Below are 17,528 nucleotides of genomic sequence, written 5' to 3' on the forward strand. Positions count from 1 at the left end.
GACGTTTCAATCCAAATGCCGAGTAGCTGCATGACCTCACTAACCCTCACCCACCTCGCCTGGACACCCCTGGGCCATGGCCATTGTCATCACCAGTTCCAACTGCGTGATGCCACGCTGCAGGTGAAGGCCGGTGAGTTTGTCGGGTTGATCGGGCCCAACGGCAGCGGCAAGACCAGCCTGTTGCGCTGCGCCTATCGCTTCAGCCGGCCGGAACAGGGTGAGGTCAAGCTCGCGCACCACGACCTTTGGAAACAATCCTCACGCTGGTGCGCCCAGCGCATCGCCGTGGTGCTGCAAGAGTTTCCCGATGCCTTCGGCCTGACGGTGGAAGAGGTGGTCGCCATGGGGCGCACGCCCCACAAGGGCCTGTTCGACAGCGACAACCACGAAGACCGCCGACTGGTGCTCCAGGCATTGGCATCGGCAGGACTCGAAGGCTTTGACGATCATGCCTTCGCCACGCTGTCGGGCGGGGAAAAACAGCGGGTGATCCTCGCTCGCGCCCTCGCCCAGGAGCCGCAATTGCTGATCCTCGACGAACCGACCAATCACCTCGACCCGCATTACCAATTGCAATTGCTGCGACTGATCAAGGGCCTGGGCATCGGCACCCTCGCCAGCCTCCACGACCTGAACCTGGCCGCCGCCTTCTGCGATCGCCTGTACGTGATCGAACACGGGCGCATCGTCGCCAGCGGTACACCCAAGGACGTCCTCACCGCCGAGCTGTTGCGCGAGGTGTTCGGCGTCGAAGCCCTGGTGGACGAGCACCCGCTGTCCGGCTACCCACGAATCACCTGGATAACCCAACCATGATCCTGCGCGCCTTGCTGTTGCTGCCCCTGCTGCTGGGCAGTGCCCACGCCATGGCTGAAGCCACCCGCTACCCGTTGACGATTCAGAGCTGCAACCGCCAGGTGGTATTCAACGAGGCGCCTCGGCACGCCGTCAGCCACGACATCAACATGACCCAGATGATGCTCGCCCTGGGGCTCAAGCCACGCATGGTCGGCTACAGCGGCATCAGTGGCTGGAAATCGGTGACGCCCGAGATGGCGAAGATTCTCGACGGCTTGCCGGAACTGGCCGCCAAGTACCCATCGGTGGAAACCTTGCTCGGTGCCAACGTGGATTTCTTCTTCGCCGGTTGGGACTACGGCATGCGGGTCGGCGGTGACCTGACGCCGCAGACCCTGCAACCGCTGGGTATCAACGTGTACGAACTGACCGAGTCCTGCGCGTTCGTGATGAAACGTCCAGCGGCCTCGCTGGAAGATACCTACAACGACCTGCGCAACCTCGGGAAGATTTTCGACGTCCAGGAGCGTGCCAATGCCCTGGTCGCTTCGATGCAAACCCAAGTGGCCGACGTTCAAAAGCATCTGCCCGGCGAACGCCCCCGCGTGTTCCTGTATGACAGCGGCGAAGACCGCGCCATGACTTCTGGCCGCCTCGGCATGCCCCAGGCCCTGATCGATGCAGCCGGCGGCCGCAACATTCTCGATGATCTGGAAACCAGCTGGACGCGGGTGAATTGGGAGAACGTAGTCGAGCGCAATCCGCAGGTGATCGTGATCGTCGACTACGGCGAAGTCAGCGCCGAGCAGAAGCAGCAATTCTTGCTGAACAACCCGGCCCTGCAATCGGTGGAAGCGATCCAGCAGCGACGCTTCATCGTAATCCCCTACGTGCAGGCCACGCCGGGCATCGATAACGTGCTGGCGGTGCAAACCCTGGCGCGGGGTTTCCACCGCCAATGAATGATCGTCGCTACACCGCCCTGCTGATGTTCTTCGGCGCGCTGCTGCTGGTGTCATGTGTGGTGTCACTGGGCTTCGGGCCGGCACGGGTGCCGGTGGCCGTGGTCTGGGACATCCTGCTGCACAAGGCCCTCGGTGTCGGTGAGGTGCATTGGACACCCGGCCAGGAGCACATCGTCTGGCTGATCCGGGTGCCGCGCCTGCTGCTCGGTGCCTTGGTGGGCGCCGGGCTGGCGCTGATCGGTGCGGTGTTGCAAGCGGTCACCCGCAATCCGCTGGCCGATCCGCACCTGCTGGGTGTCACCTCCGGCGCGACCCTGGGCGCGGTGATCGTGGTGCTGCATGTCGGCGAAATCATCGGCATGCTGACGCTGCCTCTGGCCGCGTTCTTCGGCGCGCTGCTGAGCATGTTGTTGGTGCTGGCGATCGCCAACCGCCAGGGCCGCCTGGAGAGTGACCGCCTGTTGCTGTGCGGTGTAGCGGTTTCATTCGTGATGATGGCGGCGGCCAATTTGCTGTTGTTCCTCGGTGACCATCGCGCCAGCTCCGCGGTGATGTTCTGGATGCTCGGCGGGCTGGGCCTGGCCCGCTGGGAGTTGCTGGCAGTGCCGGCCGCCAGCGTGATGCTCGGGCTGATCTTGCTGTTGGGCATGGCCCGGCCGCTGAATGCGCTGATGGCCGGCGAGCAGACTGCCGTGACCCTGGGCCTGAACGCGGCGAAGGTGCGGTTGTGGATTTTCCTGATCGCGTCCTTGATGACCGGCGTGCTGGTGTCCATCAGCGGCTCGATTGGTTTTGTCGGGCTGATGGTGCCGCACATTGCCCGGCGTCTGGTGGGCGCGGAGCACCGTCGGCTATTGCCGGCCTGCGTGCTGCTCGGCAGCCTGTTTCTGGTGTGGGTGGACGTAGCGGCGCGGACACTGATTGCGCCGGAAGACTTGCCGATTGGTGTGGCTACCGCAGCCATCGGCGGCTTGTTTTTCATCGGCCTGATGCGCCGCCGCTGAACCCTTGTGGGAGCGGGCTTGCTCGCGAAGACGGCAGCACATTTAACATCCCTGTGACCGACCGACCGCCTTCGCGAGCAAGCCCGCTCCCACATTTGATATTGGGTAACAGAGGTATCTGCGCCCCAATGTGGCGCACCCCTTCGCACCAGAACCCATGACGCGTTCGCTCATGGTGCATCGCTCTCCTTTCCCGCCGCCCTGCCCCCGCATTTCCAAGCCTTTCTCCGACCGGGCACACCCCTTGCAAAAGCGCCTTCAGCGTTTGCATCTGACCTCGAAAAAAAACTCATAAGTCCATGGAGATCGCACAATGAAGCGTCGTAGCTTGATCAAGGCTTTTACACTCTCGGCAAGCATTGCCGCGATGGGCATGGCCTGGACCGTCCAGGCCGCCGAGACCATCAAGGTCGGCATCCTGCATTCGCTGTCCGGCACCATGGCGATCTCCGAAACGTCCCTCAAGGACATGGCGCTGATGACCATCGACGAGATCAACGCCAAGGGCGGGGTCAACGGCAAGAAGCTCGAAGCGGTGGTCGTGGATCCGGCGTCGAACTGGCCGCTGTTCGCCGAAAAGGGCCGGCAGTTGCTGACCCAGGACAAGGTCGCGGTGGTGTTCGGCTGCTGGACATCGGTGTCGCGTAAATCCGTGTTGCCGGTGTTCGAGGAACTCAATGGCTTGCTGTTCTACCCGGTGCAATATGAAGGCGAAGAGATGTCGCCGAACGTGTTCTACACCGGTGCGGCGCCGAACCAGCAGGCGATTCCGGCAGTGGAGTACCTGATGAGCGAAGAAGGCGGCAGCGCCAAGCGCTACTTCCTGCTGGGCACCGACTACGTCTACCCGCGCACCACCAACAAAATCCTGCGTTCGTTCCTGCATTCCAAAGGCGTGGCGGACAAGGACATCGAAGAGGTCTACACGCCGTTCGGCCACAGCGATTACCAAACCATTGTGGCCAACATCAAGAAGTTCTCGGCGGGCGGCAAGACGGCGGTCATCTCCACGGTCAACGGCGACTCCAACGTGCCCTTCTATAAAGAATTGGCCAACCAAGGCCTGAAGGCTACCGACGTACCGGTCGTGGCGTTCTCGGTGGGCGAAGAAGAACTGCGCGGCATCGACACCAAACCGCTGGTGGGCAACCTGGCCGCGTGGAACTACTTCGAGTCGGTGGATAACCCGGCGAACAAGAAATTCGTCGATGCCTGGAAGGCCTACGCCAAGGCCAAGAACCTGCCAGGCGCCGACAAAGCCGTGACCAACGACCCGATGGAAGCCACGTATGTCGGCATCCACATGTGGGCGCAAGCGGTGGAGAAAGCCAAGTCCACCGACGTCGACAAAGTCCGCGAAGCCCTGGCCGGCCAGACCTTCGCCGCACCGTCGGGCTACACCCTGACCATGGACAAGACCAACCACCACCTGCACAAGCCGGTGATGATCGGCGAGATCCAGGCCGACGGTCAGTTCAACGTGGTCTGGCAGACCGAAGGCCCGATCCGCGCCCAGCCGTGGAGCCCGTTCATCACCGGCAACGACAAGAAGCCTGACTATGCGGTGAAGAGCAACTGAGCCCATGGGTGTCGGTCCGAATCCCCGGGCCGACACAACTCCCTTGTGGGAGCGGGCTTGCTCGCGAATGCGGTGGGTCAGCCAGGATGAATGTAGCTGATACACGGCTTTCGCGAGCAAGCCCGCTCCCACAATAGAAGTCCGCGCAAGGCCAACAAATATGCCCACCGCCCTTTACCGCCTCATCCTCGCCCTGGTGCTGCTATTGCCACTGGAGGCGCACGCCGGTGACGCCGAAGACTTCGTCGCCGCCAACCCGACCCAGCAAGCCAAGCTGCTGGAGACCTGGGCCGCGCAGCCTGAGCCTGAGCGCGTCGAGTTGATCAACGCCTTGCAGCAAGGCCAATTGATCATCGACGGCCAACCCAAGACTCTGCGCCTGAACAACCGCTTGCGCGGGCTGATCGAAACCGCCCTCGCCAGCCATCAACTGCTCGCCGTCGATGCCCCCACACGCCTGGGCGCCGCGCAGCAGCTGCAAAAAAGTGCCCGCCCGGCCCAACTGGCGTTCCTCGACCGGCAACTGGCCGGCGAGCAGGACGAAGAGGTACATGCCGCCTTGAGCCTGGCCCTGGCGAACCTGCAATTGGTGGACGCCAACCCGGGCGTGCGCCTGGCCGCCGTTCGCTTGCTGGGGGAAACCGGCGATCCGCTGGCCCGCACCCGCCTCGAAAGCCTGCTAGAACCCGGCATCGAAAGCGATGCCAGTGTACGCACCGCCGCCGAAACCAGCCTCGCCCAAGTCAAACGCAAACTGCTGGTGGGCGAGCTACTGGGCCAGGCCTTCAGTGGCATGTCCCTGGGCTCGATCCTGCTGCTCGCGGCCCTCGGCCTGGCGATCACCTTCGGCTTGCTCGGGGTGATCAACATGGCCCATGGCGAGATGCTGATGCTTGGCGCCTACTCCACTTATGGGGTGCAGATGCTGTTCCAGCGCTTCGCCCCGAACGCCATTGAGTTCTACCCGCTCATCGCCCTGCCGGTGGCGTTTTTCATCACTGCGGCCATCGGTATGGCCCTGGAGCGCACGGTGATCCGCCACCTCTACGGCCGCCCGTTGGAAACCTTGCTCGCCACCTGGGGTATCAGCCTGATGCTGATCCAACTGGTGCGCCTGGTGTTCGGCGCGCAGAACGTCGAAGTCGCCAACCCGGCCTGGTTATCGGGCGGGATTCAGGTGTTGCCCAACCTGGTGCTGCCGTACAACCGCATCGTGATCATCGCTTTTGCGCTGTTCGTGGTGGTGCTGACTTGGCTGTTGCTGAACAAGACGCGCCTGGGCCTGAACGTGCGTGCCGTGACACAGAATCGCAACATGGCCGCCTGTTGCGGCGTGCCCACCGGCCGCGTGGACATGCTCGCCTTCGGCCTCGGTTCAGGCATCGCCGGGCTGGGCGGCGTGGCCCTGAGCCAGATCGGTAACGTCGGCCCGGACCTGGGCCAAAGCTACATCATCGATTCGTTCCTGGTGGTGGTGCTCGGCGGCGTCGGCCAGTTGGCCGGCAGTGTGTTCGCCGCGTTCGGCCTGGGTATCGCCAACAAGATTCTCGAACCGCAGATCGGCGCCGTGCTCGGCAAGATCCTGATCCTGGCGTTGATCATTCTGTTCATCCAGAAGCGTCCGCAAGGCCTCTTCGCGCTCAAAGGACGGGTAATCGACTGATGAACCAGCCCCTGATGCTCACGGCCACGCAAAAGGCCGGTCCCAAAGTCACTCTCGCCGTTGGCGTGGTGATCCTGGCGGTGTTGCTCAGCCTGCCGCTGCTGTCGTTGCTGGTGGCGGACAATCCGCTGCACGTCTCGGCTTACACGTTGACCCTGGTGGGCAAGATTCTTTGCTACGCCATCGTCGCCCTGGCCTTGGACCTGGTCTGGGGCTACGCCGGATTGCTTTCCCTCGGCCATGGGTTGTTCTTCGCCCTGGGCGGCTACGCCATGGGCATGTACCTGATGCGCCAGGCGGCCGGGGATGACTTGCCGGCGTTCATGACCTTTTTGTCGTGGACCGAACTGCCCTGGTACTGGACCGGCACCAGCAGCTTTGCCTGGGCGATGTGCCTGGTGGTGCTGGCGCCAGGTTTGCTGGCGCTGGTGTTCGGTTTCTTCGCCTTCCGTTCGCGGATCAAGGGCGTGTATTTCTCGATCATGACCCAAGCCCTGACCTTCGCCGGGATGCTGCTGTTTTTCCGCAACGAAACCGGGTTTGGTGGTAATAACGGCTTCACCAATTTCCGCTCGATCCTGGGCTTTGGCATCACCGAGCCGGGCACCCGGGCGGTGCTGTTCCTGGCCACCGTGTTGTTGCTGATGGCGAGCCTGTTCATCGGCTGGCGCCTGGCCCGCAGCAAGTTCGGTCGGGTACTGACGGCCCTGCGTGACGCGGAAAACCGTCTGATGTTCTGCGGCTACGATCCCCGTGGTTTCAAGCTGTTCGTCTGGGTGTTGAGTGCGGTCCTGTGCGGTCTGGCCGGGGCGTTGTATGTGCCGCAGGTGGGCATCATCAACCCCAGCGAAATGTCGCCGACCAACTCCATCGAAGCCGCCGTGTGGGTGGCCCTCGGCGGGCGCGGCACGCTGATCGGGCCGTTGCTGGGCGCCGGGGTGGTCAACGGCATGAAGAGCTGGTTCACCGTGGCGTTTCCTGAGTATTGGTTGTTCTTTCTTGGCGCGCTGTTCATCGTCGTGACCCTGTACCTGCCCAAGGGTGTGATCGGGTTGCTGAAAAAGAGGGGCGAATGATGCGAATCACTCCAACGGCTCAATTCATGCTCGAACCCGCTTTCTTTCCGCCAGAACCCAACAAGGACGCCGGCAGCAGCCGCGACGCCATCGGCCTCGGCCAAGCGGCAGGCGTTGGCCTGAACACCCGCCATGGCACCATCCTGACCCTGGAGGACATCAGCGTCAGCTTCGATGGTTTCAAGGCCTTGAACGACCTGAACCTGTACATCGGCGTCGGTGAATTGCGCTGCATCATCGGCCCCAACGGTGCGGGCAAGACCACCTTGATGGACGTCATCACCGGCAAGACCCGACCCAGCCACGGCAAGGCCTGGTTCGGCGAAACCCTGGACCTGACCAGCATGAGCGAAGTGCAGATCGCCCAGGCCGGCATCGGGCGCAAGTTCCAGAAGCCCACGGTATTCGAGGCCTTGAGCGTGTTCGAGAACCTGGAGCTGGCACTCAAGACCGACAAGTCGGTGTGGGCCAGCCTGCGGGCAAAATTGACTGGCGAACAGCACGACCGTATCAGCGAAGTGCTGGAAACCATTCGCCTCACCCCCTCGGTCAATCGCGCTGCCGGACTGTTGTCCCATGGGCAGAAGCAGTTCCTGGAGATCGGCATGTTGCTGGTGCAGGACCCGCAACTGCTGCTGCTCGACGAACCCGTGGCGGGCATGACCGACGCTGAAACCGACTTCACCGCCGAACTGTTCAAATCCCTGGCGGGCAAGCATTCGCTGATGGTAGTGGAGCACGACATGGGCTTCGTCGGCGCGATTGCCGACCACGTCACCGTGCTGCACCAAGGCAGCGTGCTGGCCGAAGGGTCGCTGGAACAGGTGCAGGACAATGAGCGGGTGATCGAGGTGTATCTCGGTCGATAGACCTGCAAACACATACTCCCTGTGGGAGCGGGCTTGCTCGCGAAGGCGGTGTGTCAGTTGAAAAATATGTTGGATATACCGACCTCTTCGCGAGCAAGCCCGCTCCCACAGGGGATTTGAGGGGATTTAAGACATGCTGCAAGTCGACAAGCTGCACCAGTACTACGGCGGTAGCCACATCCTGCGGGGCCTGTCCTTCGATGTGAAGGTCGGCGAAGTAACCTGCCTGCTGGGGCGCAACGGCGTGGGCAAGACCACCCTGCTCAAATGCCTGATGGGCCTGTTGCCGGCCAAGGAAGGCGCGGTCAATTGGGAGAGCAAGGCCATCACCACCTTCAAGCCGCACCAACGGGTGCACGCCGGCATTGCGTATGTGCCTCAGGGCCGGGAGATTTTCGGCCGGCTGACAGTAGAGGAAAACCTGCTGATGGGCCTGTCGCGTTTTCCCGGCGCCGAGGCCAAGGAAGTGCCGGCGTTTATCTACGAATTGTTCCCGGTGCTGCTGCAGATGAAACAGCGCCGTGGCGGTGACTTGTCCGGCGGCCAGCAACAGCAGCTCGCCATTGGCCGGGCCCTGGCCAGCCGTCCGCGCCTGCTGATCCTCGACGAGCCCACCGAAGGCATCCAGCCCTCGGTGATCAAGGAAATCGGCGCGGTGATCAAGAAACTGGCGGCCCGTGGTGACATGGCGATTCTGTTGGTGGAGCAGTTCTACGACTTCGCCGCCGAGCTGGCCGATCAATACCTGGTGATGTCCCGGGGCGAGATCGTGCAGCAGGGGCGCGGAGAAAATATGGAAGCCGAGGGTGTGCGCGGGCTGGTTACGATCTAGTCTGTAACGTCCTGACGATCATTGGAAATCATGAACCTACCCGTCTCTCCATTGGTGCCTTCGGCCCTGTTCACCCCTAGCTGGCATGCCGAGTTGGAGCTGGGCTACGCCCGATTCAGCGACAGCACACGGCCGGTCCAGCGTCGCCACACAGGCCCGCTGCGGGTGCAAAAACACTTGTATGCCGAAGGGCCCGAGGTCTGCCAGCACATCATCGTCCACCCGCCCGGCGGGATTGCCGGCGGTGATCGCCTGGATATTTCAGCGCACATTGACAGCGGCGCCTGGGCGCAACTGACCAGCCCCGGCGCAGCCAAGTGGTATCGCGCCGCCGGCCCGGCGTACCAACAACTGACCCTGAGCGTGGCCCCCGGCGGAACGCTGGAATGGCTGCCCCAGGAAACCATCGTGTTCAGCGCGGCCCAGGCTGAGCTCAGCACCCGCATCGACCTGCAGGGCGACGGACGTTTGTTCTACTGGGACATGGTTGCCCTCGGCCGACCGGCCAGCGGCGAGCGCTTCGATCTCGGGCACTTTCAATCGCGGCTGGACATTCGTCGCGACGGCCAGTTGCTGTGGCATGAACGCCAGCGCATTGTGGGCGATGACGGATTGCTCGACTCGCCCATCGGCCTGGACGGCAATCCGGTGTTTGCCACGTTGCTGGTCACCGGTGAGATCGACAGCGAACTGCTGGAGCAGTGCCGGTCCCTGGGCCATGAAGTGCGCGGCGACCTGACGCAATTGCCCGGGCTGATTGTGGCGCGCTGCCTGGCGAGCGAAGCGTTGCTGGCGCGGGGGTGGTTGATTGAATTGTGGCGGCTTCTGCGCCCGTCGCTGCTCGGTCGAGAGGCCGTACCACCGAGAATCTGGAGCACCTGAATTTGCTTTCCTGTGGGAGCGGGCTTGCTCGCGAAGGCGGTGTGTCAGCCAACTCAACTGTTGAATGTGAGCCCGCATTCGCGAGCAAGCCCGCTCCCACAGAGGTACATGTTTTTAGCCCGATTTATTTATCTGCCCTTATGGATTGCACATGGACCTGACCCCACGCGAAAAAGACAAGATGCTGATCTTCACCGCCGGCCTTGTGGCCGAGCGGCGACTGGCTCGGGGCTTGAAGCTCAACTACCCGGAGGCCATGGCTTATATCTCCGCGGCCCTGCTCGAAGGCGCCCGTGACGGCCAGACCGTGGCCGAGCTGATGCACTACGGCACCACGCTGTTGAGCCGCGAACAGGTGATGGAAGGCATCCCGGAAATGATCCCGGAGATCCAGGTCGAGGCGACGTTTCCCGACGGCACCAAACTGGTCACCGTCCACCAGCCCATCGCCTGAGGCCGCATCATGACCTACTTCGTTCGTGACGCCCTGCCGACCGACCTGCCGGCGATCCGCGACATCTACAACGACGCGGTGCTGAACACCACCGCGATCTGGAACGACCAGCCCGTGGACCTGGGCAACCGCCAGGCGTGGTTCAGCGCCCGGCAGGCCCAGGGTTACCCGGTGCTGGTGGTGGTCGACGCCGAGGACAACGTGTTCGGCTACGCTTCATTCGGCGACTGGCGGCCCTTCGACGGCTTCCGGCACACCGTTGAGCATTCGGTGTATGTGCGCAGCGACCAACGCGGCAATGGCCTCGGCCCACGGTTAATGAGCGCATTGATCGAACGCGCCAGGGTTTGCGCCAAACACATCATGGTCGCCGCCATCGAAAGCGGCAACGCGGCCTCGATCCGCCTGCATGAGCGGGTCGGGTTCGTCACCACCGGGCAAATGCCTCAGGTGGGGATCAAGTTCGGTCGCTGGCTGGACCTGACCTTCATGCAGTTGAACCTCAATCCCGGGGCGCTACCGCCTGCCGCCAACAAGGAGTGAAACCGATGAACGCCGCCCAGTTGCGTCGAGTCCACGCTGAAAGCTTCGCGCACTATCGCCAGGGCCTGATCGATCTGCTGCTCGATGCCGTCGGGTATGGCGCCAGTGTGGGGTTCATGGCCGATCTCGATGCGGTCCAGGCCCGTGCCTATTTTGACGAGGTCCAGGCCGGTCTCAACCAGGGCCACTTGTTGCTGTGGGTGGTGGTCAAGGATGAACAGGTGCAGGCCAGCGTCCAGCTTGCCCTGTGCCAAAAGCCCAACGGCCTCAACCGTGCCGAAGTGCAGAAGCTGCTGGTACGCGGCGAGGCCCGCCGCCGCGGCCTGGGCCAGCAATTGATGAGTGCCCTGGAACTCGGCGCCCGCCAGAACAAGCGTGGCCTGCTGTACCTCGACACCGAGGCCGGTTCAGAGGCCGAGGCGTTCTACCGCGCCATGGGCTACACCCGCGTCGGTGAACTGCCCGACTACTGCCAGAGCCCGGACGGGACCTACAGCCCGACCGCCATCTACTACAAGACTTTGGGGCAACCGCAATGATTCCAGGCCAATACCAGGTCCAGCCCGGCGACATCGAACTCAACGTCGGCCGTCGCACCTTCACGCTGAAAGTCGCCAACAGAGGCGACCGGCCGATCCAGGTCGGCTCGCATTATCACTTTTTCGAAACCAACGACGCCCTGACCTTCGATCGCGCCGCCAGCCGTGGCATGCGCCTGAACATCCCGGCCGGCACGGCGGTGCGCTTCGAGCCGGGGCAGAGTCGCGAGGTGGAGCTTGTCGATCTGGCCGGGCATCGGCGGGTGTTCGGGTTTGCCGGGCGGGTGATGGGCGATCTGGATTGACACGCCCTTGTGGCGAGGGAGCTTGCTCCCGCTCGGTTGCGCAGCAACCGCAAAAAAGCGAGGACTGCTGCGCAGCCCAGCGGGAGCAAGCTCCCTCGCCACAGTAGATCGCACATTTCGATTTTTGAATTCCAAGGCAAGCACATGAAGATTTCGAGACAAGCCTATGCCGACATGTTCGGCCCCACCGTCGGCGACAAGGTCCGCCTGGCCGATACCGAGCTGTGGATCGAAGTGGAAAAGGACTTCACCACCTACGGTGAAGAGGTGAAGTTCGGCGGCGGCAAGGTGATTCGCGATGGTATGGGCCAAGGCCAACTGCTGGCCGCCGAGGTCGTGGACACCCTGATCACCAACGCGCTGATCATTGATCACTGGGGCATCGTCAAGGCTGACGTCGGCCTCAAGGACGGGCGTATCGCGGCCATCGGCAAGGCCGGCAACCCGGACATCCAGCCCGACGTGACCATCGCCATCGGCGCCAGCACCGAAGTGATTGCCGGTGAAGGCATGATCCTCACGGCCGGAGGCATCGACACTCACATTCATTTCATCTGCCCGCAGCAGATTGAAGAGGCGCTGATGAGCGGCGTCACCACCATGATCGGTGGCGGTACGGGCCCGGCCACCGGGACCAACGCCACCACCTGCACTTCCGGGCCGTGGCACCTGGCGCGCATGCTCCAGGCCGCCGATGCGTTCCCGATGAACATTGGTTTCACTGGCAAGGGCAACGCCAGCCTGCCGGAGCCGTTGATCGAGCAGGTCAAGGCCGGGGCCATCGGCCTGAAGCTGCACGAAGACTGGGGCACCACCCCGGCGGCCATCGACAACTGCCTGAGCGTGGCAGACCAGTACGATGTGCAGGTGGCGATCCACACCGACACCCTCAACGAGTCCGGCTTCGTCGAAACCACCCTCGCAGCGTTCAAGGGCCGCACCATCCACACCTATCACACCGAAGGCGCGGGTGGCGGTCACGCACCGGACATCATCAAGGCCTGCGGCTTCGCCAATGTGCTGCCCAGCTCGACCAACCCGACCCGGCCGTTCACCCGCAACACCATCGACGAGCACCTGGACATGCTGATGGTCTGCCATCACCTGGACCCAAGCATCGCCGAGGACGTGGCGTTTGCTGAAAGCCGTATCCGTCGCGAGACCATCGCCGCCGAGGACATTCTCCACGACCTCGGCGCATTCTCGATGATCAGCTCCGACAGCCAGGCCATGGGCCGCGTCGGTGAAGTCATCACGCGTACCTGGCAGACCGCCGACAAGATGAAGAAACAACGCGGCGCCCTGCCCGGCGATGGCGAAGGCAACGACAACTTCCGCATCAAGCGCTACATCGCCAAGTACACGATCAACCCGGCGATCACCCATGGCATCAGCCATGAAGTGGGCTCCATCGAAGTGGGCAAGTGGGCTGATTTGGTGCTGTGGCGTCCGGCGTTCTTCGGCGTCAAGCCGACCCTGATCCTCAAGGGCGGCGCCATCGCGGCCAGCCTGATGGGCGACGCCAACGCCTCGATCCCGACGCCACAACCCGTGCACTACCGGCCAATGTTCGCCAGCTACGGCGGCTCGCGCCACGCCACCAGCCTGACCTTCATCAGCCAGGCCGCCGCCGAGGCGGGTCTACCGGAGCAATTAGGCTTGAAGAAAAAAATCGCCGTGGTCAAAGGTTGCCGCGATGTGCAAAAGACTGACCTGATCCACAACGACTACCTGCCGAGCATCGACGTTGATCCGCAGACGTATCAGGTCAAGGCTGATGGGGTGTTGCTGTGGTGTGAGCCGGCTGAGGTGTTGCCGATGGCGCAGCGGTATTTCTTGTTTTGATGAACAGTTGAATACCCGGCCAAACACATCACCCGTGGCGAGGGAGCTTGCTCCCTCGCCACAGGGGGTATCTGCGGTTCAAGGTAAGTGTCTGACTCAGATCCGAGTCACTCCACCAACCGCCCCAACCGCTGCTTGAGCATGCGGTTTTCGGTACGCAGTTGCTGCACTTCCTCCAGCAGGTCCAGCGCCAGGGCGACGCCTTCCCATTCCAGCTCCAGTTCGCGTCGTAGCTTAGCCGCACGGCGGGCCAGGACAAGTTCGTAATCGGTGAAACGCCAATCCGTCGGGGCCGCGCCGTGGGGCTCGAGGATGCCATGGGCGACAATCTCAATCACGTGGACATCCTGCAACGCGGCGGCCTCGCAGAATTCAGTCAGAGTCAGTTCAATGATCGGGTTGTTCATGGTCTGTTCTCCCAATGCCTTAGCGGTCGAGTCTAGCCACAGGTGCTGTGTTCAACCGATCAGAAATTCTCCCGCGGATCGAACGCGGCTTTCTTCGCCAGTTCTGCCCACAGTGCCTTGACCGCTTCATCGTTGGCCTTGGGCATCACGGCCTTGAGCTGCACGAACAGGTAGCCGCGCTCGCCGGCCTTGTTGCGCAGGCCGTGGCCCTTGGCGCGCATGCGCTGGCCATTCTGGCTGCCGGCCGGGACCTTCAGGTTGATCTTGCCGGTGAGGGTCGGTACCGCCACTTCGGTGCCCAGCGCCAGTTCCCACGGGGCCAGCGGCAACGTGATGATCAAGTCCTGGCCTTCGACGTCGAACTTGGGGTGCGGCGCGAAACGAATGGTCAGGTACAAATCGCCATTGGCACCACCTCCGATACCTGGCGCTCCCTGGCCCTTGAGGCGGATACGTTCGCCGTCCGCCACACCAGCCGGAATCTTCACGTTCAGGCTTTTGCTGGTATTGCTCACGTGCTGGCCGGCCGCGTTGTACTGCGGCACCTGGAAGCTGACCTTTTTCGACTCGCTCGACAGGGTCTCTTCCAGGAAGATCGGTAATTCCATTTCCACGTCTTGCCCTCGACGGCCGGCGCTGCGCCCTGAATGTCCGCCACCGAAACCCGGTCCGCGATTACCAAAGATCGAACTGAAGAAGTCCGAGAAATCCCCCGTATCCTGGCCGCCACCAAAGCCGCCACGGCTCTGCCAGCCCGGCGGGCCCTGGAACGGCTGGCCGTGCTGGCCATAACGACGCAGGTCGTCGTACTCGGCGCGCTTGTCGGCGCTTTTCAGCGCTTCATAGGCTTCGGAGACGTCCTTGAACTTGGTCTCGGCGTCTTTTTCCTTGCTTACGTCCGGGTGGTATTTGCGCGCCAATTTGCGATAGGCGGCCTTGATCGTGGCGTCGTCCGCCGTCGGCTCCACCCCCAGAATCTTGTAATAGTCTTTGAAGTCCATCGAAGGATCACCATCCGTTATCGATATCGCACCGCCACCCGCAGCATGCTCGTGATACAAGTCCTGGAGTTTGACCGATCTCAAGGTTTGTGACCGGGCGGTGCAGCAGAAGTTTATCGGCAGCCGGTGGCGGTTCTTTGTACCCGCCCTGTGGCTACCAGGCTCATGCCAGCAAGTTTGGGGGTCTTGAGGCGTCTTTCAAGGCCAGCGTTTGCGAATTAGCAGATAACCGGCCTTCGAATCCGGGCCACACTGGCATACACTGCGCGGCCGTTTTTTCAACCGGAACCCGAAAGACATGAAAAACGCATCCCCGGCCCGTGCCTGCGGCATCGACTTTGGCACGTCCAACTCCACGGTCGGCTGGCTGCGCCCCGGCATGGAAACGCTGATCGCGCTGGAGGACGACAAGATCACCCTGCCCTCGGTGGTCTTTTTCAATCTCGAGGAACGCCGCCCGGTGTATGGCCGCCTGGCCCTGCACGAATACCTGGAAGGCTACGAAGGCCGGCTGATGCGTTCGCTCAAGAGCCTGCTGGGTTCCAAGCTGATCAAGCACGACACCAGCGTGTTGGGTACGGCGATGCCTTTCAAGGATCTGCTGGGCCTGTTCATCGGCCAACTGAAGAAGCGCGCCGAAGAAACCGCCGGTCGGGAGTTCGAAGAGGTGGTGCTGGGTCGCCCAGTGTTTTTCGTCGATGACGACGAACTCGCTGACCAGGAAGCGGAAAACACCCTGGTGGACGTCGCTCGCGCCATCGGCTTCAAGGACGTTTCGTTCCAGTACGAGCCCATCGCGGCGGCCTTCGACTACGAGTCGACCATCGAGAAAGAAGAGCTGGTGCTAATCGTCGACATCGGCGGTGGTACGTCGGACTTCTCCCTGGTGCGCCTGTCGCCCGAACGCCGCACCCACGACAACCGTCACGCCGATATCCTCGCCACCGGCGGCGTGCACATCGGCGGGACCGATTTCGACAAGCAACTGAGCTTGCAGGGCGTGATGCCACTGTTCGGCTATGGCAGCCGCATGAAAAGCGGCGCCTACATGCCCACCAGCCACCACATGAACCTGGCGACCTGGCACACCATCAACGCGGTGTACTCGCAAAAATCCACCCTGGCCCTGGGCAGCATGCGCTATGACATCGAGGACACCGGCGGCATCGACCGGTTGTTCCATCTGATCGAACAGCGCGCCGGGCATTGGCTGGCGATGGAAGTGGAAGAGACCAAGATCCAGCTGACCCACACCGACCAGCGTCACCTACCCCTGGACCGGATCGAGCCGGGATTGAGCGTGGACCTGAGCCGGGCGCTGTTTGAATCGGCCATCGGTGGATTGCTGGAGCGCGTGCGTGCCAGCGTCGCGCAACTGCTGGGCGATGCCAATGTGCGTGTCGATCAGGTCGATACGGTGTTCTTCACCGGCGGCTCCAGCGGCATCCCAGCACTGCGCAACAGCGTCTCGGCGATGCTGCCCCAGGCGCGGCATGTCGAAGGCAACATCTTCGGCAGCATTGGCAGTGGGTTGGCAATCGAGGCGATGAAGCGTTACGGCACCCAGGTCTGATCCAAGTTCTGCGGCGCGCCCATCGCGAGCAGGCTCGCGATGGCGTCAGAACAAGCGACGCCTATCCGATCAAACCATCCCCACCTGCTTCAACTCACTCTTGAGGTAGGCATAGTAAATCGGCCCCGCCACCACCCCCGGCAGGCCGAACGCGGCTTCGAATACCAGCATCGCCATGAGCAGCTCCCAGGACTTGGCGCTGATCTGCCCACCAACGATCCGAGCGTTGAGAAAGTATTCGAGCTTGTGGATCACGATCAGGTAAACCAGCGCCGCCACGGCGACCCAGATCGACAATGACAGCCCGACGATAGTGATCAGTGTGTTGGAGATCAGGTTGCCAATGACCGGCAACAGCCCCAGCAGGAAAGTCATCACGATCAACGTTTTGGTCAGCGGCAGCTTGATGCCGAACAGCGGCAGCACCACTGCCAGGAAGATCCCGGTGAAGAAGGTGTTGAGCATGGAAATCTTGATCTGGGCGAAGACGATGTTGCGAAACGCCTTGACCAACAGGTTCAGGCGATCGAACAGCGCGGCGGCCAGGGGCTTGCGCTTGGTCAGGTCGGGGATGCGCTGCAACGCGACGATGGCCCCCAGCACCATGCCGATCAGCAACGTCACGAACATATGGGCCGCGTCCTTGCCCACCAGCTGCAAATCGCTCAGGTGCTTGCTGATCCAGTCACCGATCGCCACCCGGAACTCGGCGGCGCTCGCCGGCAGGTAGGCATCGATGAACGGTGGCAATTGCCCGCGGGCGCGGTCGACCACGCCCATGAACTTGTCCAGGGAGGCGCCGGGATTTTCCGCTTCATGCAGCAGGAAACTGAAGGCGCCGGCGAAAATCAACGTCAGCACACTGACCACCAGCGTGCCCAGCAACGCCACCGCCAACCAGCGGGCACGCCGGCCTTCGATCAGGCGCTGCAATTGCGGGGTGAGCATGTTCACCAGCTCGAACACCAGCAACCCGGCCAACAGGCTCGGCAACAGGCGCAGCGGCAATACCAGCAGCAACCCACCGAAAATGATGACCCAACTGATCACCAACAACACATGACGCTGAGAAAACGTTGGCATACAGCCTCAGAACGGAACGGCGTGAAAGGATTGGCAGTCTGCCAGCCTTCCATTGGCAGCACTAGGCATTGTATCGGCCGACTTTCGTCGGGGTTCAGGTATTTTTT

At 62.4% G+C, this 17,528-nt stretch carries 18 protein-coding genes; 15 read left to right on the forward strand and 3 right to left on the reverse strand.

What is annotated here, in order from left to right; translation table 11 throughout:
• Positions 1–30: 30 nt before the first annotated feature.
• The 14 genes from AD663_RS24855 (at position 31) to ureC (ending at position 13,357) form a co-directional block, all read left to right on the forward strand.
• Entirely contained in the window at positions 31–819 is a 789-nt protein-coding gene (locus AD663_RS24855; RefSeq protein ID WP_053214714.1) for an ABC transporter ATP-binding protein, read from the forward strand.
• The gene (locus tag AD663_RS24860) at positions 816–1,763 is read left to right on the forward strand and encodes an ABC transporter substrate-binding protein (RefSeq protein ID WP_053214715.1); all 948 of its coding nucleotides are present in this window, start codon (positions 816–818) and stop codon (positions 1,761–1,763) included. The genes AD663_RS24855 and AD663_RS24860 overlap by 4 nt, the downstream gene beginning before the upstream one ends.
• Positions 1,760–2,770: an iron ABC transporter permease gene (locus AD663_RS24865; RefSeq protein ID WP_053214716.1), complete on the forward strand. Its 1,011-nt coding sequence runs from the start codon at positions 1,760–1,762 to the stop codon at positions 2,768–2,770. The genes AD663_RS24860 and AD663_RS24865 overlap by 4 nt, the downstream gene beginning before the upstream one ends.
• Positions 2,771–3,083: 313 nt before the next feature.
• Positions 3,084–4,349, forward strand: coding sequence for an urea ABC transporter substrate-binding protein (gene urtA / locus AD663_RS24870; RefSeq protein ID WP_003186287.1), 1,266 nt, complete (start codon positions 3,084–3,086; stop codon positions 4,347–4,349).
• A gap of 160 nt (positions 4,350–4,509) precedes the next feature.
• The gene (urtB, locus tag AD663_RS24875; RefSeq protein ID WP_053214717.1) at positions 4,510–6,012 is read left to right on the forward strand and encodes an urea ABC transporter permease subunit UrtB; all 1,503 of its coding nucleotides are present in this window, start codon (positions 4,510–4,512) and stop codon (positions 6,010–6,012) included.
• Positions 6,012–7,088: an urea ABC transporter permease subunit UrtC gene (urtC, locus tag AD663_RS24880; RefSeq protein WP_003186292.1), complete on the forward strand. Its 1,077-nt coding sequence runs from the start codon at positions 6,012–6,014 to the stop codon at positions 7,086–7,088. The genes urtB and urtC overlap by 1 nt, the downstream gene beginning before the upstream one ends.
• Positions 7,088–7,957: an urea ABC transporter ATP-binding protein UrtD gene (gene urtD, locus AD663_RS24885; RefSeq protein ID WP_003186293.1), complete on the forward strand. Its 870-nt coding sequence runs from the start codon at positions 7,088–7,090 to the stop codon at positions 7,955–7,957. Before urtC ends, urtD begins: the two co-directional genes overlap by 1 nt.
• Positions 7,958–8,090: 133 nt before the next feature.
• On the forward strand, positions 8,091–8,789 hold the full coding sequence (gene urtE / locus AD663_RS24890; RefSeq protein ID WP_003186296.1) for an urea ABC transporter ATP-binding subunit UrtE: 699 nt from the start codon (positions 8,091–8,093) through the stop codon (positions 8,787–8,789).
• Positions 8,790–8,819: 30 nt separating this feature from the next.
• Positions 8,820–9,671 (forward strand): urease accessory protein UreD, encoded by an 852-nt coding sequence (locus AD663_RS24895; protein WP_053214718.1) that lies wholly within the window; start codon positions 8,820–8,822, stop codon positions 9,669–9,671.
• Between the two features lie 151 nt (positions 9,672–9,822).
• Positions 9,823–10,125: an urease subunit gamma gene (ureA, locus tag AD663_RS24900; protein ID WP_003186301.1), complete on the forward strand. Its 303-nt coding sequence runs from the start codon at positions 9,823–9,825 to the stop codon at positions 10,123–10,125.
• A 9-nt stretch (positions 10,126–10,134) separates the two neighbouring features.
• On the forward strand, positions 10,135–10,668 hold the full coding sequence (locus AD663_RS24905; RefSeq protein ID WP_053214719.1) for a GNAT family N-acetyltransferase: 534 nt from the start codon (positions 10,135–10,137) through the stop codon (positions 10,666–10,668).
• 5 nt (positions 10,669–10,673) lie between these two features.
• Complete coding sequence (locus tag AD663_RS24910) at positions 10,674–11,207, forward strand: N-acetyltransferase (protein WP_053214720.1); 534 nt, start codon at positions 10,674–10,676, stop codon at positions 11,205–11,207.
• Complete coding sequence (locus tag AD663_RS24915; protein ID WP_053214721.1) at positions 11,204–11,512, forward strand: urease subunit beta; 309 nt, start codon at positions 11,204–11,206, stop codon at positions 11,510–11,512. The genes AD663_RS24910 and AD663_RS24915 overlap by 4 nt, the downstream gene beginning before the upstream one ends.
• Before the next feature lie 144 nt (positions 11,513–11,656).
• Entirely contained in the window at positions 11,657–13,357 is a 1,701-nt protein-coding gene (gene ureC / locus AD663_RS24920) for an urease subunit alpha (RefSeq protein WP_003186309.1), read from the forward strand.
• Positions 13,358–13,464: 107 nt separating this feature from the next.
• Here the strand turns inward: ureC and AD663_RS24925 are convergent, their stop codons facing one another.
• Positions 13,465–13,764, reverse strand: a complete 300-nt coding sequence (locus AD663_RS24925; protein WP_003186311.1) for a chaperone modulator CbpM — start codon at positions 13,762–13,764, stop codon at positions 13,465–13,467.
• 59 nt (positions 13,765–13,823) lie between these two features.
• Positions 13,824–14,765 (reverse strand): DnaJ C-terminal domain-containing protein, encoded by a 942-nt coding sequence (locus AD663_RS24930; RefSeq protein ID WP_003186315.1) that lies wholly within the window; start codon positions 14,763–14,765, stop codon positions 13,824–13,826.
• Between the two features lie 298 nt (positions 14,766–15,063).
• Between AD663_RS24930 and AD663_RS24935 the strand changes: the two genes are divergently transcribed.
• A complete protein-coding gene (locus tag AD663_RS24935) occupies positions 15,064–16,338 on the forward strand; it encodes an Hsp70 family protein (RefSeq protein ID WP_003186316.1) in 1,275 nt (424 codons plus the stop codon).
• A gap of 69 nt (positions 16,339–16,407) precedes the next feature.
• Here AD663_RS24935 and AD663_RS24940 read toward each other — a convergent pair whose 3' ends face one another.
• Positions 16,408–17,421, reverse strand: coding sequence for an AI-2E family transporter (locus AD663_RS24940; RefSeq protein ID WP_003186318.1), 1,014 nt, complete (start codon positions 17,419–17,421; stop codon positions 16,408–16,410).
• Positions 17,422–17,528 lie beyond the last annotated feature (107 nt).

This window comes from Pseudomonas sp. Q12-87 (genome assembly GCF_001269755.1).
Taxonomy (GTDB): Bacteria; Pseudomonadota; Gammaproteobacteria; order Pseudomonadales; family Pseudomonadaceae; genus Aquipseudomonas; species Aquipseudomonas fluorescens_S.